Annotated in this window: 16 protein-coding genes; 5 read left to right on the plus strand and 11 right to left on the minus strand. The window is 64.3% G+C overall.

The annotated features are described in order from the left end of the window. The 7 genes from J7E83_RS16985 to J7E83_RS17015 form a co-directional block, all read right to left on the minus strand. Complete coding sequence (locus J7E83_RS16985; protein WP_214964623.1) at nt 1-669, minus strand: 1-acyl-sn-glycerol-3-phosphate acyltransferase; 669 nt, start codon at nt 667-669, stop codon at nt 1-3. Further along, nucleotides 656-1372 carry an HAD hydrolase-like protein gene (locus tag J7E83_RS16990; RefSeq protein ID WP_214964625.1) on the minus strand — a complete coding sequence of 239 codons (717 nt, stop codon included), beginning with the start codon at nt 1370-1372 and terminating at the stop codon, nt 656-658. The genes J7E83_RS16985 and J7E83_RS16990 overlap by 14 nt, the downstream gene beginning before the upstream one ends. Nucleotides 1373-1463: 91 nt before the next feature. Continuing rightward, nucleotides 1464-4391, minus strand: coding sequence for an excinuclease ABC subunit UvrA (gene uvrA / locus J7E83_RS16995; protein ID WP_214964628.1), 2928 nt, complete (start codon nt 4389-4391; stop codon nt 1464-1466). A gap of 46 nt (nt 4392-4437) precedes the next feature. Further along, nucleotides 4438-4818: a GntR family transcriptional regulator gene (locus J7E83_RS17000; protein WP_214964629.1), complete on the minus strand. Its 381-nt coding sequence runs from the start codon at nt 4816-4818 to the stop codon at nt 4438-4440. Then, nucleotides 4815-6635 carry an ABC transporter ATP-binding protein gene (locus tag J7E83_RS17005; RefSeq protein WP_251044002.1) on the minus strand — a complete coding sequence of 607 codons (1821 nt, stop codon included), beginning with the start codon at nt 6633-6635 and terminating at the stop codon, nt 4815-4817. The genes J7E83_RS17000 and J7E83_RS17005 overlap by 4 nt, the downstream gene beginning before the upstream one ends. Then, entirely contained in the window at nt 6632-8398 is a 1767-nt protein-coding gene (locus J7E83_RS17010) for an ABC transporter ATP-binding protein (protein WP_214964742.1), read from the minus strand. Before J7E83_RS17010 ends, J7E83_RS17005 begins: the two co-directional genes overlap by 4 nt. 193 nt (nt 8399-8591) lie before the next feature. Further along, entirely contained in the window at nt 8592-9371 is a 780-nt protein-coding gene (locus J7E83_RS17015) for a trans-aconitate 2-methyltransferase (protein ID WP_214964630.1), read from the minus strand. A gap of 97 nt (nt 9372-9468) precedes the next feature. Between J7E83_RS17015 and J7E83_RS17020 the strand changes: the two genes are divergently transcribed. The 3 genes from J7E83_RS17020 to J7E83_RS17030 are packed head-to-tail and all read left to right on the plus strand — an operon-like array spanning nt 9469 to nt 13910. Then, nucleotides 9469-12015 (plus strand): RNA helicase, encoded by a 2547-nt coding sequence (locus J7E83_RS17020; protein WP_214964631.1) that lies wholly within the window; start codon nt 9469-9471, stop codon nt 12013-12015. A gap of 19 nt (nt 12016-12034) precedes the next feature. Further along, a complete protein-coding gene (locus tag J7E83_RS17025; protein WP_214964632.1) occupies nt 12035-12535 on the plus strand; it encodes a GNAT family N-acetyltransferase in 501 nt (166 codons plus the stop codon). Continuing rightward, nucleotides 12528-13910 (plus strand): alpha/beta fold hydrolase, encoded by a 1383-nt coding sequence (locus J7E83_RS17030; RefSeq protein ID WP_214964633.1) that lies wholly within the window; start codon nt 12528-12530, stop codon nt 13908-13910. Before J7E83_RS17025 ends, J7E83_RS17030 begins: the two co-directional genes overlap by 8 nt. Here the strand turns inward: J7E83_RS17030 and J7E83_RS17035 are convergent. The 4 genes from J7E83_RS17035 to coaE all read right to left on the minus strand — a co-directional run bounded on the left by J7E83_RS17035 (nt 13896) and on the right by coaE (nt 19896). Further along, nucleotides 13896-15245, minus strand: coding sequence for an MFS transporter (locus tag J7E83_RS17035; RefSeq protein WP_214964634.1), 1350 nt, complete (start codon nt 15243-15245; stop codon nt 13896-13898). The two genes, J7E83_RS17030 and J7E83_RS17035, sit on opposite strands and share 15 nt — an antisense overlap. A gap of 21 nt (nt 15246-15266) precedes the next feature. Next, complete coding sequence (locus J7E83_RS17040; protein ID WP_214964636.1) at nt 15267-16295, minus strand: TerC family protein; 1029 nt, start codon at nt 16293-16295, stop codon at nt 15267-15269. 209 nt (nt 16296-16504) lie between these two features. Beyond that, complete coding sequence (uvrB, locus tag J7E83_RS17045; RefSeq protein WP_214964638.1) at nt 16505-18604, minus strand: excinuclease ABC subunit UvrB; 2100 nt, start codon at nt 18602-18604, stop codon at nt 16505-16507. Between the two features lie 71 nt (nt 18605-18675). Then, nucleotides 18676-19896 carry a dephospho-CoA kinase gene (gene coaE, locus J7E83_RS17050; protein ID WP_214964640.1) on the minus strand — a complete coding sequence of 407 codons (1221 nt, stop codon included), beginning with the start codon at nt 19894-19896 and terminating at the stop codon, nt 18676-18678. A 22-nt stretch (nt 19897-19918) separates the two neighbouring features. Between coaE and J7E83_RS17055 the strand changes: the two genes are divergently transcribed. Both J7E83_RS17055 and J7E83_RS17060 read left to right on the plus strand, forming a co-directional pair. After that, the gene (locus tag J7E83_RS17055; protein WP_214964642.1) at nt 19919-20620 is read left to right on the plus strand and encodes a YigZ family protein; all 702 of its coding nucleotides are present in this window, start codon (nt 19919-19921) and stop codon (nt 20618-20620) included. Beyond that, nucleotides 20604-21113, plus strand: coding sequence for a GNAT family N-acetyltransferase (locus J7E83_RS17060; protein ID WP_214964644.1), 510 nt, complete (start codon nt 20604-20606; stop codon nt 21111-21113). Before J7E83_RS17055 ends, J7E83_RS17060 begins: the two co-directional genes overlap by 17 nt. The last annotated feature ends 91 nt before the right edge of the window (nt 21114-21204 follow it).

Genomic DNA, 21204 nt, shown 5'->3' on the forward strand with positions numbered 1-21204 from the left:
CTACTCGGCTGCCTTGCTCTGGTTATAGCTTGTCGAACGCTCCTGGCCGCTGAGCTGCGCAATGGCGTCCATGATGCGGTCCGTCACCTGCCGCCGGGCGGGCAGGGAATGGTCCGGGCCCGTCTTCTCGAAGTAGAGGGGCTCGCCCACTTTCATGGTGAAGTGCTGCGGCTTGAAGCCCTTCTCGCCGGCTGGCTGCAGGTTCTCAGTGCCAATCAGGCCCACAGGGATCACCGGAGCTCCGGTGGTCAGTGCCAGCCATCCCACGCCGGTACGTCCGCGGTAGAGGACGCCGTCACGGGAGCGCGTGCCCTCCGGGTAAATCCCGATGCCCTTGCCTGACTCCAGGATGTCCAGGAGAGTCCTCAGCGCCTGGACGCTGGCCGCTTGTTCGCCGCGTTCCACCGGGATGGAGCCAACCGATTCGAAAAAGGACTTCATGAATTTGCCCTTGATACCCCCGGTGGTGAAGTACTCGGCCTTGGCGAAGAAAGCCACGGGGCGGGGCATGAGGGCCTGCACAATGACACTGTCAAAAAAGGAAAGATGATTGGGGGCCACAATGAACGGGCCGTCCTTGGGCACGTTCTCCAGTCCGATGACCGTAGGCCGGCACGTGCCGGCGATCAATCCGCGTGTAGTCCAGCGGACGGCGTCAAACAGTGCCATCGTTTTGCACCTCGCTCATTGCTGCGGCGTGGATGGCTTCCAGCCGTTCGATGGCTGCGACTAGATCAGCCGCGGAGTCAACGACAGTCACGGCCCCCGCATCCTGCAGCTCGCCGTCGGGGGCGAACCCCCAGGCCACGCCGATGCAGTCAAGTCCGTTGGCGATGGCACCCGCCACGTCCTGCGCACGGTCCCCCACCATCACGGCATGGTGGGTGGAGAGATCCCCCAGCGCGGCAGCGATGATGCCGGTCTTGCCGACGGGCCCTGCAGCGGCCGCGGACTCATCGTCCGAGGAACCCCTGATGGACTGGAAAAGGCCCACGATGCCGTGGTGCTCCAGCACGGTCCGTGCCAGTCCCTCCGGCTTCTGGGTGGCCACAGCCACTGGCCGGCCCGCTGCCGCGAAGCTGTCCAGGACGTCCTGTATCCCCGGGTAAAGCCGGCCCTGGCTGATGCCGGTCGCGAGGTAGTACTGCCGGTACAGGCCGATCACGTCATCAAGCACGTCCGCTGGAACCATCGCGACATTCAGGAGCGCATCGCTCAATTTCGGACCGATCATCGCGTCCAGCAGGTCCTGGCTGGGAACGGGGAGGCCAAGCTCCGTGAGGGCCGCTGCAATTCCGTCTGTTATTCCGCCGGCCGGATCGACAAGAGTGCCGTCCAGGTCAAAGATAACGGGCACTGTTGTTTGAGTCACCGGCTTAGTTTCTCACGACACCACTCATGCCCGAAACTCGCATACGTGTCTGGGAATACTTCAGGGAATACGTTGGCGCACGTTCGCGCCGTTAGCCCAGGATCTCGGCAAGGAAGGCCGCGGTGTGGCTTTCCTCAGATTTTGACACCTGCTCCGGCGTTCCTGTGGCGACGATCTGGCCGCCGCCCGACCCGCCGTCCGGACCGAGATCGACAATCCAGTCGGCGCTCTTGATGACGTCCAGGTTGTGTTCGATGGTGATTACGGTGTTGCCCTTGTCCACAAGTCCCTGGAGGACCATCAGGAGTTTCCTGATGTCCTCGAAGTGCAGGCCAGTGGTGGGTTCGTCGAGGACGTACACGCTGCGGCCGTTGGACCGCTTCTGCAGTTCCGCGGCCAGCTTGACGCGCTGGGCCTCCCCGCCCGACAGCGTCGTAGCGGGCTGTCCCAGCCGGACGTACCCCAGGCCGACGTCCACCAGGGTGTTCAGGTGCCGGGCAATGGGTGAGAACGCTGCGAAGAATTCGGCGCCTTCCTCGATGGGCATGTTGAGGACATCGGCGATGGTCTTGCCTTTGTAGTGCACTTCAAGGGTTTCCCGGTTGTAGCGCGCGCCGTGGCACACCTCGCAGGGCACGTAAACGTCCGGCAGGAAGTTCATTTCGATCTTGAGTGTGCCGTCGCCCGAACATGCCTCGCAGCGCCCGCCCTTGACGTTGAACGAGAACCGGCCCGGCAAATAGCCCCGCACCTTCGCTTCGGTGGTCTCGGCGAAAAGCTTCCGGATGTTATCGAACACGCCGGTGTAGGTGGCCGGGTTGGAGCGCGGCGTGCGGCCGATGGGGCTCTGGTCCACATGAACCACCTTGTCGAGATGCTCGAGGCCCTGGACGGACTTGTGCCGCCCCGCGACCTGCTTTGCACCGTTAAGCTTGTTGGCCAGCACCTTGTACAGGATCTCATTGACAAGGGTGGACTTGCCGGAGCCGCTGACTCCTGTCACGGCAGTAAACAGGCCCAGAGGGAAAGCGGCATCAACATTGACGAGGTTGTTCTCTCGTGCGCCCACCACCTTGAGCTCGCGCTTTTTGTCATACTTGCGCCGCTTTTTGGGGACATCGATCATCTTTCGGCCCGACAGGTAGTCGCCGGTCAGGGATGCCCTGTTTGCCAGCAGGTCCTTGTACGAGCCGGAGTGCACCACCTGGCCACCGTGCTCGCCGGCGCCGGGACCGATATCCACAATCCAGTCAGCCTCCTGGATGGTGTCTTCATCGTGCTCAACGACGATGAGTGTGTTGCCCAGGTCCCGAAGCCGGGTCAGGGTCTCGATGAGCCTGCGGTTGTCACGCTGGTGAAGCCCGATAGAGGGCTCGTCCAGGACATACAGGACGCCGACCAGGCCGGAACCGATCTGGGTGGCCAGCCGGATCCGCTGGGCTTCGCCGCCGGAAAGCGTGCCGGAGGGCCGTTCGAGATTGAGGTATTCCAGGCCCACGTCAAGGAGGAAGGTCAGGCGGGCCTGGATTTCCTTAAGTACCTGGTGCGCGATCTGCGCCTCGCGTCCCGTCAGGACCAGGTTGTTCAGGAAGTCGGCGCAGACCCGCATGGGCATCGCGGCGACGTCGGCGATCGACTTGCCGTTGATGAGCACGGACAGCGAAGCAGGGTTCAGCCGGGCACCGTTGCAGGCGGGGCAAGGGATCTGCCGCATGTATTCTTCGTAGCGGTCTCGGGCCCAGTCGGAGTCTGTTTCGCCGTGCTTGCGGTGGACGTACTGGATGGCGCCTTCAAAGCCGGTGCTGTACTTGCGCTCCCGGCCGAAGCGGTTGCGGTACTGGACCACCACCTTGTGGTCCTTGCCGTGCAGCACCGTCTGGCGCACGTCATTGCCCAGCTTCTCCCATGGCGTGTCCATGGCGAATCCCAGTTCTTTCGCCAGGCCCTCCAGCAGACGGTTCCAGTACTCAGTGGTGGCGGTGCCTAAGGACCACGGGGCGATGGCCCCCTCTGACAGTGACAGTTCCGGGTTGGGGACGATCAGTTCCTCGTCAACTTCAAGCCTGGTGCCAATGCCGCTGCAGGCCGCACAGGCGCCGAAGGGATTGTTGAAGGAGAATGAGCGGGGCTCGATCTCATCGATAGCCAGGGGATGTTCATTGGGGCAGGCGAGGTGCTCGGAGAAGGCGCGCAAACGGTCCGGAGCATCGGCGTCGAGGTCCACGAACTCGGCCACCACGCGGCCCTCGGCGAGGGACAGTGCCGTTTCGATGGAATCCGTGAGGCGCTGGCTGATGCCTTCCTTGACCACCAGCCGGTCCACTACCACCTCGATGGTGTGCTTGAACTGCTTTCCCAGCTTGGGGGCTTCGCTGAGCTGGATCAGTTCCCCGTCCACCCTGGCACGGGAGTAGCCCTTGGCCGTCAGCTCCTTGAAGAGGTCCACGAATTCGCCCTTGCGGCCCCGGACCACCGGAGCGAGGACCTGGAACCGAGTGCCGTCTTCAAGCTCCAGCAACTGGTCCACGATCTGCTGCGGCGTCTGCTTGGTCACCGGTTCACCGCACACAGGGCAATGCGGGCGCCCCACCCTGGCCCAGAGCAGGCGCATGTAGTCATAGATTTCGGTGATGGTGCCCACTGTGGAGCGGGGGTTCTTGCTGGTTGATTTCTGGTCGATGGAGACCGCCGGGGACAATCCCTCAATGAAATCAACGTCCGGCTTATCCACCTGACCCAGGAACTGGCGGGCGTACGCGGACAGGGACTCGACGTAGCGCCGTTGTCCCTCCGCAAATATGGTGTCGAAGGCCAGGGACGACTTACCTGATCCGGACAGGCCAGTAAAGACGATCATGGCGTCGCGCGGCAGGTCCAGGTCAACGTTGCGGAGGTTGTGCTCGCGCGCACCCTTGACCACCAGGCGGGACAGGTCAGGACGCGAGGGCTTGGCGGTGGCAGGCGCGGGGGTGACGGGAACGGAATCGACTGCTGTTTCTTCAGCTACGGCTTTAGGCACCCACTAATGCTAATCGAAAACTTCTTCGAATATCCATGCGGCGGCGCTACTCGGCGTCGTAGGCCGCCGCCAGCAGCTGGACAGCCTCTGCGAACGACACTCCCTGTGCCCTGGCAGCCGCCGCGTACAGGCCAGCAGCGACAGCGAGGGCGTCCGACCGTTCGTCCCGCGCGCGCACCAGCGTGCCCTTCCTGCCGCGGGTGGCCACCACACCGGCTGCCTCAAGTTCCTTATACGCACGCGCCACGGTGTGGGGAGCCACATCCAACCGCTCAGCCAGTGCCCGGACTGCCGGCAGCCTGGTGCCCGGCGGCAGGGCCCCGCTGTCCGCGAGCTTGATCAGGTGCAGTCGCAACTGTTCAAACAGCGGCACCGTGCTGGCCAGGTTCGGCTTCCAGGCGCCCGGAAAGTCCTCCACGCTGCTCATATTCCGGCTTCCAGGGCCCCTGGCTTGCCCGTGCGTCCGGCAAACTGGGCGGTGTAGAGGCGGGTGTAAAAGCTGTTTGCAGCCAGCAGACTCCGGTGGTTTCCCTGCTCAGCGATGCGTCCATGATCCATGACCAAGATTAGATCAGCGTCGCGGACCGTGGACAAACGGTGGGCTATCACGAAACTCGTCTTCCCTTGCCGCAGCCGCTGCATGGCCTGCCGGATCAGCACCTCGGTCCGTGAGTCCACCGAACTCGTGGCCTCGTCCAGGATGAGGACGCTGCGACCCGCCAGCTGCGCCCGCGCGATGGTGACCAGCTGGCGCTGTCCCTGGCTAAGGGGATCCCCACCGTTATCCAGAATGGTGTCATAGCCGGCGGGCAGCGACCTGACGAAGTGGTCCACATGGCTGGCCTCCGCGGCCGCAACGATTTCCGCGTCACTTGCTCCGGGCCTGCCATATTCGATGTTTTCCCTGATGCTTCCGGCGAACAGCCAGGCGTCCTGCAGGACCACGCCGAAGCCCGCACGGAGGGCCTCCCGGGGAATGGCTGCGATATCGGTGCCGCCCATGGTGATCCGTCCCGAGTCCACTTCGTAGAAGCGCATGAGGAGATTGACCGCCGTGGTCTTTCCGGCACCGGTATGACCGACGATTGCCACCGTCCGGCCCGGATCAACGGCAAATGAGAGGCCGCTGACCACGGGGACTGATGGCTGGTACCCGAAGGTGACATCCTCGAAGACGATGCGGCCTCCGGGCTCCGCCGCGGAACCCGCTGCTCCTGGTTCCGCCCGAATCTCCTCAGCGTCCAGGAGTGCGAATACCCGCCGGGCAGATGCCACACAGGACTGCATGACGTTGAGCATGCCGCCGATTTGCCCGACAGGCTGGGTAAAGAGCCGGCTGAACTGGATGAACGCCTGGATGCCGCCGATGGTCATGGCCCCCGCAGTGACCTGTAATGCGCCAACTACGGCAACGGCGATGTAGTTGAGGTTGGAGATAAGGACCATCAGCGGCTGCACCATACCGGATGCATACTGCGCCTTCGCCGATGCCCTGGCGAGCCGGTCGTTGCTGGCTCCGAAAACGGCGGCAGCCTGTTCCTGGTGCCCGAAAGCCTTGATGACCTCATGCCCGCTGATGAACTCTTCGACGTGCGCATTCAACTCGCCGGTCTCCGTCCATTGCAGGGCGAACTGTGCCTGCGAGATGCGGGCCACCAGGACGGTGATCAGGGTGGATAACGGAACCGAGGCCAGGGCAATGGCGGCAAGGAGCGGGGAGATCCAGAGCATCATGGCCAGGGCGCCGCACAGCATCAGGACCGACATTATGAGCTGGGTGAGGACCTGGTTGAGTGCCTGCGAGATGTTGTCTATGTCATTGGTGGCCCGGCTGAGTACATCTCCCCTGGACTGTTCGTGGAAGTACGAGGACGGGAGCCGGTGCAGCTTGTCCTGCACTGAGGCGCGGAGGCGGTACATGAGGCCGTGGACGGAACTCGCTGCCAGCGAGCCTTGGATCCAATTGAAAAGTGAGGCCCCGACGTACATCAGCGCGACTGCGGCCAGGAGCCTTCCCAATTTCTGCTCGTTGAGGAGTCCGCTGAAGACACCGGCCACGACGACGTCGGTGGCGTCGCCCAGATATTTCGGCGCGGCGACATTCAAGGCGGCAAAACAGCAGGTGACCGCGACGGCGACGAGCATCTGCCATCTGAACGGCCGCAGCAGTCCGAGCAGCCGCCGGGCCGTGGGCCAAAACATTCCCGCAGCCGCAGCCGCATCCTCGGACAACGGCGGCGTCATGGCAAATCCTCCAGCGCCAGCTGAGACTCCGCAATTTCCCGATACGTGGGTGAAATCTCCAGCAGCTCACGGTGGGTGCCTTGCGCCACGAGGCGGCCGTCGTCGAGCACCAGGATCAACCCGGCGCCGGCGACGGTCGCAATCCTTTCGGCCACGACAATGACGGCCGCCTCGTCCAAGGCAGCCTCCAAGGTCTCCCTCAGGCGGGCGTCGGTGGCGTAGTCCAGCGCCGAGAAGCAGTCATCAAAGAGGTAAAGGGGGGCGCGCCGAAGCAGCGCCCGCGCAATGCACAACCGCTGGCGCTGCCCGCCGGAGAAGTTCGTCCCGCCCTGTCCCACCGGAGCCTGGAGGCCCAGCGGCAGTTCACGGACAAAACTGGCCGCCTGAGCCGTCCCCAGTGCCTCCCACAGCTCGTGGTCCGTTGCCCCCGGTGCAGCGATTCGCAGGTTGTCCGCGATGGTTCCGGTGAAAAGATGGGAGCGCTGCGGAACCACAGCCATGTTCCCTCGCAGGGCATTCAAAGGGACGGACCGGACGTCCTGGCCGCCGACCGTGATCCGCCCGGACGTTGAATCCAGGAAGCGCGGCACCAGATTGAGGAGGGTCGACTTTCCGCTGCCTGTCGAGCCCACGATCGCGGTCGTGGTGCCGGGCACGGCGGTGAAGCTGATGTTCTCCAGCACCGGGCTTTCAGCGCCGGGATAGGTGAAGCCCACATTATGGAATACAACGACTCCGCCGTCGAAAAACTGTCCCGCGCGGCCGTCCGGAAGTCCGGCGTCGTGACCATCTGCCCGGGTACGGCTTTGGTCCTGCCCGTCCCGTACAGAGGGCACCGTGTCCAGCACGGCCCCGATCCGTTCCGCGCAGACGGCCGCCCGTGGTGCTGTCATGAGCACGTACATGGCCATCATGATGGCGAGCAGAATCTGCAGGATGTAGGCGACAAAAGCGGTCAAGGCTCCGATCTTCATCTCCCCTGCCTGGACCCGGTGGCCGCCAAACCAGACAACTGCCACTGAGGAGAGGTTCACCACGATCATGATCGAAGGCAGCATGGCGGCCACCACCAGGGCGGACTGCAGGTTGTTCCCGGTCAGGCTTGCATTCATCCGGGCAAAACGGCGGGTCTCGTGGTGTTGCCGGCCAAAGGCCCGGATCACATTAGCCCCGATAATCTGTTCGCGGAGGACGCCCCCGGTCCGGTCAAGGAGTTCCTGCCCTTCCCGGTACAACGGCACCAGGCGCCGGACGATGAGGTACATGATGAGGAACAGGGCGGGCACGATGATAATCACCACGGACGAAAGCGCGACGTCCTGCTCCAGTGCCAGCACCACTCCGCCGACGCCCATGGCGGGTGCGGCCACCAACATGGTGAACACCAGGACGGCGAAGGACTGGATTTGCTGGGTGTCGTTGGTGGCGCGCGTAACGAGGCTTTGGGTGCCGAATACCGCCACCTCCCGGGATGACAGCGACTGGATCCTGGCAAAGAGCTCCCGCCTGAGCTGACGGCCCAGCTGCATGGCCACAACGGCGCCCAGATACCCGGCCGAAATCGCCGCTGCTGCCTGGAGGGCTGCGATGCCGGCCATGACTGCGCCAAGGCGCAGGATCGCGGGGGTATCCCCAGCCACGATGCCGTCGTCGATGATGGCTGCATTGACCGTGGGCAGCAGGAGGTTGCCGGCGGTCTGGACCAGCTGCAGGAGGACAATGGTTGTCACGGGTGCCTTGTAGCCGGAAAGCAGCCGGAGCATCAAGCCAAAAAGCACCACACCTCCTCGAAGAGTTCGGGAGGCCCATCACGGCCGGGCTTAGCGCCTCCCCAATGGCCGCTCCGTCATTGTAAGCCACCTCACATTCAGTTTCCCGTCACACGGCATGACTCGCGCCGTAAAACCCCTTCCGTTTCCCCAATCCGCAAAGACGCCCATCGAATCGGCCCTGGCTCTAGGCCTTCTTGCGAGCGACGGCGAAGATCCTGCGGAACGGAAACACCGTCCCGTGCCTTCCCCTCGGATAGGCGATTTTCAGGGCCGCTGCGTATTCCGCCTGGAAGACCAGCGCGTCCTCCTCGGAAAGCGCTGCCAGCACAGGCCGCAACGCTGTTCCGCGCACCCACTCCAGAACCGGATCCGGTCCGGGCAGGATCTGCTGGTAACTCGTCTCCCACGCGTCGGCCAGGCATCCCGTGTCCAGCATGATGTTCAGGTATTCGGCCGGCTCGCCCACAGAATCCCCGCCCCGCAGGACCCCCTTCAGCTTGCCTGCCCAGCGTGGCGAGTCCGCCAACTCCCGCATCAGGACGTGGGAGGCCGAATTGAAGTTTCCGGGGACCTGCACGGCGAACCAGGCACCGGGCCTGAGGGCCTCCAGCCATCGGGCCAGCAGGTCCTGATGCCCGGGAACCCACTGCAGGGCAGCGTTACTGACCACCACGTCCGTGTCCGCGGAAGGCATCCAGTCCGCGATATCCGCGAGCTCAAAAGCCAGCCGCGGCTCGTCACTGGACTCGGCCGCGGCTTTGGCGAGCATCTCCAGTGAGGAATCAATCCCCACAACATTCGCGTGCGGCCAGCGCCGGGCAAGCGTGGCCGTCAGGTTGCCCGGGCCGCATCCGAGGTCCACCACCTGGCGCGCGCCCTCGGCATGGACGCGGCCGGTCAGGTCAAAAAACGGCCGGTCCCGGTAGTCGCCGAACTGGACGTACTTTGCTGGGTCCCATTTCACATCTGTCTCCACGGTCTGGTGCTATCTCCGGTACCGCGAAGCCTAACCCGGCCATGCACGGTTATCCGGCACCGGTTGGGCACTAAGCTGGAAATCAATGAAACTCGTTGACCAGCTGCCTGTCATGTCCGCACCAGGCCTTTCAGGCGCCGGCACCGACCCGGACGCGCTGTACACCCAGTTCCTGGAGTGGACCGAAAGCCGGGGGCTGGCGCTGTACGCCGCCCAGGACGAGGCCATCATTGAGCTCGCGAGCGGCGCAAACGTCATCCTGGCCACTCCCACGGGCTCCGGAAAGTCGCTCGTCGCCATCGCCGCGCACTTCCAAGCCATGGCCCGGGGCCAGCGCAGCTACTACACAGCCCCAATCAAGGCACTGGTTTCCGAAAAGTTCTTTGCGCTCTGCGAGATCTTCGGCGCCGAGAACGTCGGGATGATCACCGGGGACTCCGGTGTCAACCAGGATGCTCCCATCGTCTGCTGCACGGCCGAGATCCTGGCCAACATCGCCCTCCGAGAAGGCGTAGGCGCCGACCTTGGCACAGTCATCATGGATGAATTCCATTTCTATTCCGATCCGCAGCGTGGCTGGGCCTGGCAGGTGCCGCTCCTGGAACTGCCGCAGGCCCAGTTCCTCCTGATGTCCGCCACGCTGGGCGACGTGAGCCGGTTTGAGGACGGGATCACGGAACTCACGGGCCGCCCCACAACCACCGTGAGTTCGGCCGAGCGGCCCATACCGCTGCACTACTACTACCACCAGACGCCGGTCCACGAAACGCTGGAAGAACTGCTCTCCACGAAGCAAGTCCCCGTCTATGTCGTGCATTTCAGCCAGATCGAGGCCATTGACCGCGCCCAGACCCTGATGAGCATCAACGTCTGCACCCGCGAAGAAAAGGACAAGATCGCGGAGCTCATCGCCAACTTCCGTTTCGCCGCGGGCTTCGGCAAGACCCTCAACAGGCTGGTCCGGCACGGTATCGGCGTCCACCACGCCGGCATGCTCCCGAAGTACCGGCGCCTGGTGGAGCAGCTCGCGCAGGCCGGCCTGCTCAAGGTCATTTGTGGGACTGACACCCTCGGTGTGGGAATCAATGTGCCCATTCGCACCGTGCTGCTCACAGCCCTCAGCAAGTACGACGGCGTCCGCACCCGGCTGCTCAACTCCAGGGAGTTCCACCAGATTGCTGGCAGGGCGGGCCGGGCCGGGTACGACACTGCGGGAACGGTCGTGGTCCAGGCTCCGGAGCATGTGATCGAAAACGTTAAGGCCATGGCGAAAGCCACTGCCAAGTTTGGCGACGACCAGAAGAAGCTCCGCCAGGTGGTCAAGAAGAAGCCACCGGAAGGATTTGTCTCCTGGGGCGAGCCCACGTTCAAACGCCTGGTGGAATCGGTACCCGATCCCCTGGGCTCCAGTTTCACCGTGACGCATGCGATGCTGATGAACCTGATGGAGCGGCCGGGTGATCCGTTCGCCGCAACGCGCCGCCTGCTGACCGAGAACCACGAGACCAGGTCCTCGCAGTTGCAGCTCATGAAGAAGGCCCTCGGCATCTACCGTGAGCTGCTGGCAGCCGAAGTGGTGGAACGCATCCCCGCAGACCAGCAGGGACCGGACGGACGCACAGTGCGGCTGACCGTCCACCTGCAGGCCAATTTTGCGCTCAACCAACCGCTGTCCCCCTTCGCCCTGGCTGCGCTGGATCTGCTTGATCCGGAGTCGCCGTCGTACGCCCTGGACGTGGTGTCCGTCATCGAGGCAACGCTTGAGAAGCCCCGGCAGATCCTTTCCGGCCAGCAAAAGAAGGCACGTGGCGAAGCCATCGCGGCGATGAAGGCTGATGGGATCGAGTACGACCAGCGCATGGCCATGCTGGAGGAGGTCACGTACCCGCAGCCGCTGGCGGAGATCCTGGGCGAAGCCTTCGAGGTCTACCGCAAGGCGGCACCGTGGGTGGGCGACTTCGAGCTGGCCCCGAAGTCCGTGGTCCGGGACATGTACGAAAGAGCCATGAACTTCGGCGAATTTGTCCAGTTCTACGGCCTGGCCCGCTCCGAAGGGATTGTGCTGCGGTACCTTGCTGACTGCTTCAAGGCGCTCCGCCAGACGGTGCCGCAGGACCTGCTCCGGGAGGACCTTGAGGACCTCATTGCCTGGCTCGGTGAGCTGGTGCGGCAGGTCGACTCAAGCCTTCTTGACGAATGGGAGGAGCTGACTTCCGGCGCCGCGCCCACGCCGCATGACGCGCCGCCTCCGCCCCCGCCATCGTTGACCTCCAACATCCGCGCCTTCCGCGTCATGGTCCGCAACGAGATGTTCCGCCGCGTGGAACTGTTCGCCGACGAGAACGCATCCGCGCTGGGAGAGCTCGACGGCGGCGCCGGCTGGGACGCCGACCGCTGGGAGGACGTTCTGGACGAGTACTTCGACGAACACAACGACATCGGCACCGGACCTGACGCCCGCGGGCCAGGGCTGCTGATCATCACCGAAGAGCCCGGCGTGTGGAAGGTCCGCCAGATCTTTGACGATCCCGCGCGCAACCATGACTGGGGAATCTCGGCGGAAGTGGATCTGGCCGCTTCCGACCAAACAGGCACCGCCGTGGTCCGCGTGACCGAGGTCAACAGGCTCTAGCCGCTTGTAAACTCGGATAATGAGTGTAATCCGCCCTGCAACAGCGCAAGACGTTCCTGTGATCCTCCAGATGATCCATGACCTGGCCATCTACGAAAAGGAACCGGACGCCGTCCGAAATACCCCCGAGAGGCTTGCCGAGGCGCTGTTCGGCGAGAACCCGCGGGTGTTCGCCACGATGGCGGAAAATACTGCCGGGCTTGTCCAGGGCTTCGCGCTCTGGTTCCTGAACTATTCCACCTGGGAAGGCGTCCACGGCATCTACCTGGAGGACCTCTACGTCAGCCCCGACGCCCGCGGCGAAGGCCACGGCAAGGCACTCCTGCAGCACCTGGCGGCCACCGCCGTCGACAACGGCTACGCGCGGGTCGAGTGGAGTGTCCTGGACTGGAACGAGCCGTCGATCAACTTCTACCGGAACCTCGGCGCGTTCCCGATGGACGGCTGGTCGACGTTCCGGCTGACGGGCCCGGAGCTGGAACACTTTGGCAGCAATGCGCCAGCGGTCATCCATGGCTGAATCAGCCGCACCCACGACGGCGGCACGCCCGGCACCACCCGGACATACGGTCAATGCACGCCACGAGTTCCGCGGAATGCGCACGGCGGAGCACTATTTCACCGTTCCGTTGGATCATTTTAGTCAGGACGAGGCCTGCAGCAATGACGCAGCGGGCCAGGACGGTGAAACCATCACCGTCTTTGCGCGCGAATACGTGTCTGCCTCCCACACTCCCGAGGAGGCGGAGGACCTTCCGTGGCTGCTGTTCCTCCAGGGCGGCCCGGGCGGCCGCGGCAACCGGCTTGCTTCACTGGGCGGCTGGAGCAAGGCTGCAGCCAAAGACTTCCGTATCCTGATGCTTGACCAGCGCGGAACCGGTCTCTCCTCTCCGATCGACCGGAACACCCTGCCGCTGCGTGGCACCCCCGAGGAGCAGGCCGCGTACCTGGAGCACTTCCGGGCTGATTCAATCGTTGCCGATGCAGAACTCATCCGCCAGGCATTGGGCTCCGGACCCTGGAGCATCTACGGCCAGAGTTACGGCGGGTTCTGCGCGCTCAGCTACCTGTCCTTCGCGCCTCAGGGGCTCAGGGAGGCACTTATTACTGGCGGATTGGCGCCGCTTTCCCGCCCGCCAGAGGACGTGTACAGGGCCACCTTCAGGCGCGTCGCGGCGCGGAACGCCGAGTACTTCAGCTGGTATCCCGAGGACCGCCTGACAGTGGAGCGGATCGCCAGCCACCTGCGGTGCACGCCCGAGTTCCTTCCCGACGGCGCGCAGCTCACCGTGGAGCGCTTCCAGATGGTGGGTGCGTTCCTGGGCGGAAACACCAGGGTCGACGGCCTCCACTATCTCTTGGAAGATGCTTTCACGCGAACCCCGCAAGGCTGCAGGCTCTCCGACGCCTTCCTGGAACAGGTCCAGGGAATCGTGTCCCGCCAGGCCAATCCGCTCTACGCACTGTTGCACGAATCCATCTATGGGCAGGGCGAGGCGACGGACTGGGCGGCCTGGCGGGTGCTGCGGGAGTACCCGGAGTTCCGCCCTGAGGCGGAGCCGCTGCTGCTGACCGGTGAGATGGTGTACCCGTGGTACTTCCAGCAGGATCCTGCCCTGCGTCCGCTGCGGGAAGTGGCAAGTTTGCTGGCCGCCAAGCCAGATTGGAAGCCGCTCTACGATTCCCTCCGCCTTGCCGCGAACAGCGTGCCTGTGGCCGCGGCCGTCTACAGTGACGACATTTACGTTGACCGCAGCCTTTCACTGGAGACAGCCGCTGCGGTCCGGGGACTGCAGGTGTGGGAAACGGGAGACTTCCACCACGACGGCATTGCCGACGACGGCGAGGCGATCTTTGGCCGGCTGCTGGGCATGGTGCGTTCAGCCCGTGGCTGACGGGCCGACCGGGCGTTCGACCGGCGCCGTATAAACCCAGACCACAGCCACCACCAGGGCAGCGATGGCCAGCGCGAACATATTCAGTCCCTGGTAGCCGATCCAGCTCATCACCAGACCCGATGTGCCGGCGCCCACCGCGCCGGCGGCGCTCATGAGAGTGTCCGAGACACCCTGGACCAGCACACGGTGGTCCGCACCCACGCTCTCCGCCAGCAAGGTGGAACCCGAAATGGTGGCGGCAGACCAGCCGAGACCCAGCAGCACCAGTCCGGTGGTGACCAGTGCAGAGTGTGCAGCGCCGAATCCCGCACAGCACGCCGCCGCCAGGATGAGCCCGTGCCCCAGGATCATGGTGAGGGTTCTGCCTGCCCTGTCCGTGAGCCAGCCCATCACCGGGGAGAGCGCATACATCCCGGCAATATGCAGCGAGATCGTGAAACCTATCAGCACAAAAACGTCCGTGCTGGCCATATGGGTATGGCCTGTCCCATCGGCAGTCAGCGGGCCCTCGCTCAGGAGCTGCAGGTGCAGTGGGGTCATGGACATGACAGCGGCCATGCAGGCATGCGCCGTGACGATGCCCAGCAGGGCCAGGCCTGCCCCCGGGGATGACCGGATGGCTGCCAGGCCCCGGCGGAGGGAGCGCCGGCGAGGACCCGGCAGAATGGGCGCGTCACTGCTCCCGGCGTGGGCCTGCCGGATGGCGACGGCATGGAGCAGCGGGTCGGGGCGGAGGCCGATCAGCAGCAGGAGGGCCGCGAGAGCGAGTCCCGCTACCGAGAAAATGAAGGGGCCCGCGATGGCGGGCAGGCCCAGGGCTTCCCCTACTGCCGCGCCAGGCCTGATCAGGTTCGGGCCGGCAACGGCTCCGGCGGTGACGGCCCAGACCACGATGGAAAGGGACCTGCCCCGGTGCTCCGGCTCCGCCAGGTCCACGGCCGCAAACCGCGCCTGGAGGTTGGCAGCTGTGCCGAGCCCCAGGAGGGCGGCCCCCGCCAGGAGCACTGGAAACAATGCGGAGACGGTTGCCGCGATCACCAGGACTGCGCCGAGCATGCCTGACAGCACCCCCGTGACCAGGCCCACCCTGCGGCCGCGCCGTTCGGCGAGACCGGCCAGCGGCATCGCCGCAACCGCGGTGGCCAAGGTCATGGTGGTAGTGACAGAACCGGCCCAGGCGTTGGAGCCCGAGAGCTGGACCGCGAGGAGGGACCCCACGGAAAGACTGGCGCCGCTGCCCATCCCGCTGAGGAGTTGCGCAAGGCTGAGGATTAAGACAGTACGGCGCTGGACCCTCTGGGGGTCCAGCGCCGTAGTGGTAAAGGAAGTCACGCTCCGAGCATAGCCAAAAGACTAGTCGGCGTCGCTGAGACTCTTCTTGGCGTCTTCCTCAAGGCGTGGATCGAGTTTGGACTCCTGCGCCTTGGAGCTGGCCAGGCTGGCGATCACGGCGATGATGATGGTGCCGATGATCACGCCGAGGGAAACGTAGGTGGGGATCTCCGGAGCCCACTCGATGTGATGGCCGCCGTTGATGAAGGGCAGCTCATTGACGTGCATCGCATGCAGGACCAGCTTCACACCGATGAACGCCAGGATGACGGACAGTGCGTGCTTGAGGTAAACAAGCCGGTTCATCAGTCCACCCAGGAGGAAGTACAGCTGGCGGAGACCCATGAGCGCGAAGATGTTGGCGGTGAACACGATGAAGGCGCTCTGGGTCAGGCCGAAGATGGCAGGAATCGAATCTACGGCGAACAGCAGGTCGGTCATGCCGATCGTGACAAAAACAATGAGCATCGGGGTGAAGACCTTCTTGCCGTTCACCACGGTCCGCAGCTTGCCGCCGTCGTATTTGTCCGACATTGGAATCACCTTGCGGAGCTTCTCGATGATTGGGTTTTCTTTGTCCTCTTCGTCTTCGCCCTCATCCTGTGCCTGCTTCCAGGCGGTCCAGAGCAGGAAGGCGCCGAAGATGTAGAAGACCCAGCTGAACTGTTCGATGACGATGGCGCCCAGCATGATGAAGATGCCGCGCAGGATGAGCGCGATGACGATACCCACCATGAGCACTTCCTGCTGGTACTTACGCGGTACCGAGAAGCGGGCCATGATGATGATGAAGACGAAGAGGTTGTCGATGCTCAGGCTGTATTCGGTGACCCAGCCGGCAATGAACTGGCCGCCGTACTCCGGGCCGGTGAACAGGAACATCGCCCCGGCGAAGACCAGGGCCAGGGTCACGTAGAAGGCGACCCACAGGCCGGCCTCCTTCATGGAAGGTTCATGCGGGCGGCGGAGCACCAGGAGCAGGTCAAGAGCGAGGATGATGCCGAGGACGACGAACGAGCCGACCTCGAACCACAGGGGAAGTTCGAGCACAGGAAAGCCTTTCGCAGGGTACAGAGAAGCGGTGTAAGTCTCTCCGGCCAGCCTGTGCACTTGGTGCTGAAGTGGTGGCCCGCTACGCCCGGCCAGGCAACCATGCCTGGCGTGTTGACGATCGTAGCGCTCGGGATACTCCCCTACGTGACATTAACTGTACCCCAGCAGCAGCGGTGCGCGCCGCACGCCATTCTCTGTGGACCCGGTCAGGCGTGTCCGGCTGCCTGCATCTGGCGGAGTTCCTTCTTGAGTTCGCTCACTTCATCACGGATCCTAGCAGCCACCTCGAACTGGAGTTCCGCGGCCGCACCATGCATCTGTTCGGTCAGCTGCTCAATGAGGCCCACGAGGTCCTCAGCAGGCGCCGCCGCGAGGCCGTCCGCCCTGACCTGGGCGGCACCCTTCGCGCCGGACTTCCCCCGCTTGGCTCCCTTCGCAAGCCTGTTGTTGTTGAGTAGCTCCTGGGTGTCGGCGTCCTCCCTGGCGAGCTGGTCCGTGATGTCCGCGATCTTCTTCCGGAGCGGCTGCGGATCCACCCCGTTTTCGGTGTTGTACGCGACCTGGATGACTCGGCGCCGGTTCGTTTCGTCGATGGCCTTGGCCATGGAGTCGGTGATGCGGTCAGCGTACATGTGGACCTGTCCCGACACGTTGCGGGCCGCACGTCCGATGGTCTGGATCAGCGACGTGGCCGAGCGCAGGAAACCTTCCTTATCGGCATCAAGGATGCTGACCAGTGAGACTTCCGGCAAGTCCAGGCCTTCCCGGAGCAGGTTGATGCCAACCAGCACATCGAAGCTGCCCATCCGGAGTTCGCGGAGCAATTCCACGCGCCGCAGCGTGTCCACATCCGAATGCAGGTACTCCACCTTGATGCCATGGCCCAGGAGGTAGTCCGTGAGGTCCTCGGCCATGCGCTTGGTCAGGGTGGTGACCAGGACCCTTTCGTCCTTTTCAACGCGGGTCCTGATCTCCCCGAGGAGGTCATCGATCTGGCCCTTGGTCGGTTTGACCACCACTTCCGGATCGATGAGGCCCGTGGGACGAATGATCTGCTGGACGAAGCCGTCCGCCTTGCCAAGTTCATACTTGCCCGGCGTAGCGGACAGGTAGACCGTCTGGCCGACGCGCTCCAGGAACTCGTCCCATTTGAGCGGTCGGTTGTCCATGGCGGAGGGAAGACGGAAGCCGTGGTCCACCAGGGTCCGCTTGCGGGACATGTCACCTTCGTACATGGCCCCGATCTGCGGCACAGTGACGTGGGATTCGTCGATGACCAGCAGGAAGTCGTCCGGAAAGTAGTCGATAAGGCAGTGCGGGGCGGTGCCGCCGGCACGGCCGTCAATGTGCCGTGAGTAGTTCTCGATGCCGTTGCAGAAACCCATCTGCTGCATCATCTCAAGGTCATAGGTGGTGCGCATCCGCAGGCGCTGGGCTTCCACCAGCTTGTTCTGGCCCTCCAGCATGGCCAGACGTTCGGCCAGCTCGTCTTCGATCGCCGTGATGGCGCGTCCCATCCGTTCCGGCCCCGCCACGTAATGCGACGCAGGGAAGACGTACATCTCGGTCTCCTCCCGAAGGATCTCACCGGTGACCGGATGCAGGGTGTAGATGTTCTCCACTTCGTCCCCGAAGAACTCGATGCGCAGGGCGAGTTCCTCGTACATGGGGATGATCTCCACGGTGTCGCCGCGGACCCGGAAGGTGCCGCGGTGGAAGTCCATGTCATTCCGGGTGTACTGCATGGAGACAAACTTGCGCAGGAGACGGTCCCGGTCCATCTGCTGACCCTTGCGGAGCGTGACCATGCCGGCAATGTACTCTTCCGGTGTACCCAGTCCGTAGATGCAGGATACGGTGGCCACCACGATCACGTCCCTCCGGGTCAGGAGGGCGTTGGTGGCCGAGTGGCGGAGCCTTTCCACTTCCTCATTGACGGAGGAGTCCTTCTCAATGAAGGTGTCCGTCTGCGGAACGTAGGCTTCAGGCTGGTAGTAGTCGTAGTAGGAGACGAAGTATTCCACCGCGTTGTTGGGCAGCAACTCGCGGAATTCGTTGGCGAGCTGGGCGGCGAGCGTCTTGTTCTGCACCATAACCAGAGTGGGCCGCTGGACCTGTTCAATGAGCCAGGCCGTCGTGGCGCTCTTACCGGTACCGGTGGCACCCAGCAGGACCACGTCCTTTTCACCGTTCCTGATGCGCTCCGTCAGCTCCGCGATGGCGGCCGGCTGGTCACCGGCCGGCTGAAATTCGCTGATGACTTCGAAGGGAGCTACAACGCGGTTGATCTCCTGTGCAAGGCTCATGAATCTAATCTACAACCGCGGGCCGACAGTAAGAGTCTCCATCCGGTGGGCCGGGCTGCAGTCACGACGGGTCAGGATTCGTACGACGGCGGCGACCACCCCGAGCGGGCGGCCCACAGTTCCATGGGTTCTTCGGCTGCCGCGAACCAGGGCTCCTTGTCCGCTGCATACCCTGCCGTGGAAGTCTCGTGCGAGTGCAGTTCGGCAAGGTGGCGTTTCAGCGCGAGGTAGTCCCCCCGGGCGGCCGGTTCAGCACGGAGCCAGTCCCGGAGGCAGAGAGCGAACCGCCATCCCGGCGAACCCGCTGTCCGGACGTGGAGGTTGACGGGCCGGCCCGGATCCGCGCTGGCATGGAACCGCTTGACCCAGCCGGCGCCGTCCGGATGGGACGCCTTCGGCACATCTGAGGTGATGCCCGGGACACGGGGGAACCCGGCGGAGCCCAGGGCAGTTTCAAGCCCTTCAGCGGCGGCCACGTCCCGGACCGTCAGCTGCAGGTCAATGATGTCCGTCGCATCAAGGCCTGGTACGGAGGTTGATCCGATATGGTCCAGGCCGAGGAGCACGCCTTCGCCGGCACCCTGGAGGGATGCCCGGATCCGGTCCATCAGCCGGCGGGCTTGGTGCGGCCACTCGGGTCGCGCCGGCTTGAGCACCGGGCCGGTCCTGGCCGCTGCCACGCCGGCTTCAAGGTTCCCGGCGAACGGCACCAGGCGTTCCGTCCACAGCAGGTCCACCTGCTTCACAAGCTGGTCCAGGGTACCGGAATTCTCCAGGACCGCGTCGGCGGCTGCCAGCCTGGCTTCGCGGGAGGCCTGCGCCGCCATACGGGACCGGGCCTCATCCGCGGACATCCCACGGGACTCCAGCATCCGCTTGATCCGTAGATTGTCCGGGGCATCGACGACGAGCACCAGGTGGAAGTTGCTGCCCTGGCCTGTCTCCACGAGAAGCGGAATATCCTGGACCACGATGGCCCCCTCTGCCGAGGAAGCGATGATGCCGGCCGCGGCTTCGCGGACCAGCGGATGAATGATCCCGTTCAGCACAGCCAGGCGCGACGGGTCACCGAAAACAACGGAACCAAGCTTTGCCCGATCCAGCCTGCCATTGCCATCCAGCATGTCGCTGCCGAAGGCTTCGACGACGCCGGCCAGCCCCGGCGTGCCCGGCTCGACAACTTCCCGGGCCAGCGCATCAGCATCCACCACGACCGCACCGAGCCCGGCAAGCCGTGAGGCAACCACTGACTTCCCTGAGGCGATGCCGCCCGTCAAACCGATTTTCAGCACCCCACCAGCCTAAACTGAACCGGTGGCAGATTCGGCGGAGGACCAGGACAGCAGGACGACGGCCTACACCACACTTGCCGTGGGTCCGGACTTTCGCCATGAGATCGAGATCAAACGGTCGAGGTTCATCACTGTCCTGCGCCGGGCAGAGAGCGAGGATTCCGCCCGGGAACTCGTGGCCGGGCTGCGCCGCGAGTTCCACGATGCGCGCCACCACTGTTCGGCCTTTGTCCTGGGGCCGGACCGGGACATCCATCGTTCCAACGACGACGGCGAACCCTCCGGCACGGCGGGCATACCTATGCTGGAGGCCCTCCTGAAAAGGGAAACGGCGCCCGGGATGACGGACCTCAGTGACGCCAGCGCCGTCGTCGTCCGTTACTTCGGCGGAATCCTGCTCGGTGCCGGAGGGCTGGTGCGCGCCTATTCCGAATCTGTCTCCTCGGCGTTGGATCTCGCACCTCTGGTCCGGCGCCGTCGCCTGCGGATCTGTTCGGCGGCGGTCCCCCATGCTGCCGCGGGACGTTTGGAAAACGACCTGAGGGCGGCCGGATTTGTTATGGCGGAAACGGGCTATGACGCCCATGAAACTGTCCTGCGCCTGGCACTGCCCGACGATCCGGCGGACATCTCCGCTGCCACCGAACGCCTGTTGGCCTTTACGTCCGGAAGCGCACACCTCACGCTTGGTGGAACGGAGTGGATCGATGTCCCCCTCCCCTGATGTCGCGCTTGTGGATGTCAATGAGGCCATCCTGGAGCAGCTGCTGGTCCTGGCCGTTGAGGATGCGTCCCCTGACGAGGTGACCCCGCCGTTGGGCACCGGGCCAGGGTGGGACGCGGAACGCACTGCCTGGTTCTACGCATACCACCGCGCCGCTGTGGGCCTTGACGGTCCGGCACAGGAGAAAAGCTGGGCCGTCTTGTGCGACGGCAAGGTTGCCGGGTCCATCCGGCTCAAACGCACCGCTTCGCCAGATAATGCAGGGGAAGCCTCCGCAGAGACGGGCATCTGGCTGGGACGGCACCACCGCGGACGTGGAGTCGGGACCGCCGCTTTGCGCCTTGTCCTGGAGGAGGCACGCGGTGCAGGCATGGAGCGGGTGGTGGCCAGCACCATGGCGGGGAATCTTGGCGCCCGGGGCATCCTGGCTTCGGTGGGTGCCGTCCTGATGTTCGAGGGCGACGGCACCGTTAGGGCCGGCGTCGACCTTTAGCGGCCAGCCAGACCGGATTGCGTAACTTTAGCGGCCCACCCAGTGTGCACAGCCCGGAATACCAGGGCTGGCCCCAGCTACTCGGGCTATA

This window comes from Arthrobacter sp. ISL-48, from assembly GCF_018613805.1.
Taxonomy (GTDB): Bacteria; Actinomycetota; Actinomycetes; order Actinomycetales; family Micrococcaceae; genus Arthrobacter.

What these genes read in the sequence shown, in the direction of transcription:
- J7E83_RS17010 (WP_214964742.1), bottom strand. Translation starts at nt 8,398, where the DNA reads ATGCTCCGGCTGCTTTCCGGCTACAAGGCACCCGTGACAACCATTGTC.
- J7E83_RS17005 (WP_251044002.1), bottom strand. Translation starts at nt 6,635, where the DNA reads ATGACGCCGCCGTTGTCCGAGGATGCGGCTGCGGCTGCGGGAATGTTT.
- J7E83_RS17000 (WP_214964629.1), bottom strand. Translation starts at nt 4,818, where the DNA reads ATGAGCAGCGTGGAGGACTTTCCGGGCGCCTGGAAGCCGAACCTGGCC.
- uvrB (WP_214964638.1), bottom strand. Translation starts at nt 18,604, where the DNA reads ATGAGCCTTGCACAGGAGATCAACCGCGTTGTAGCTCCCTTCGAAGTC.
- J7E83_RS17020 (WP_214964631.1), top strand. Translation starts at nt 9,469, where the DNA reads ATGAAACTCGTTGACCAGCTGCCTGTCATGTCCGCACCAGGCCTTTCA.
- J7E83_RS16985 (WP_214964623.1), bottom strand. Translation starts at nt 669, where the DNA reads ATGGCACTGTTTGACGCCGTCCGCTGGACTACACGCGGATTGATCGCC.
- J7E83_RS17060 (WP_214964644.1), top strand. Translation starts at nt 20,604, where the DNA reads ATGTCCCCCTCCCCTGATGTCGCGCTTGTGGATGTCAATGAGGCCATC.
- J7E83_RS17030 (WP_214964633.1), top strand. Translation starts at nt 12,528, where the DNA reads ATGGCTGAATCAGCCGCACCCACGACGGCGGCACGCCCGGCACCACCC.
- J7E83_RS17025 (WP_214964632.1), top strand. Translation starts at nt 12,035, where the DNA reads ATGAGTGTAATCCGCCCTGCAACAGCGCAAGACGTTCCTGTGATCCTC.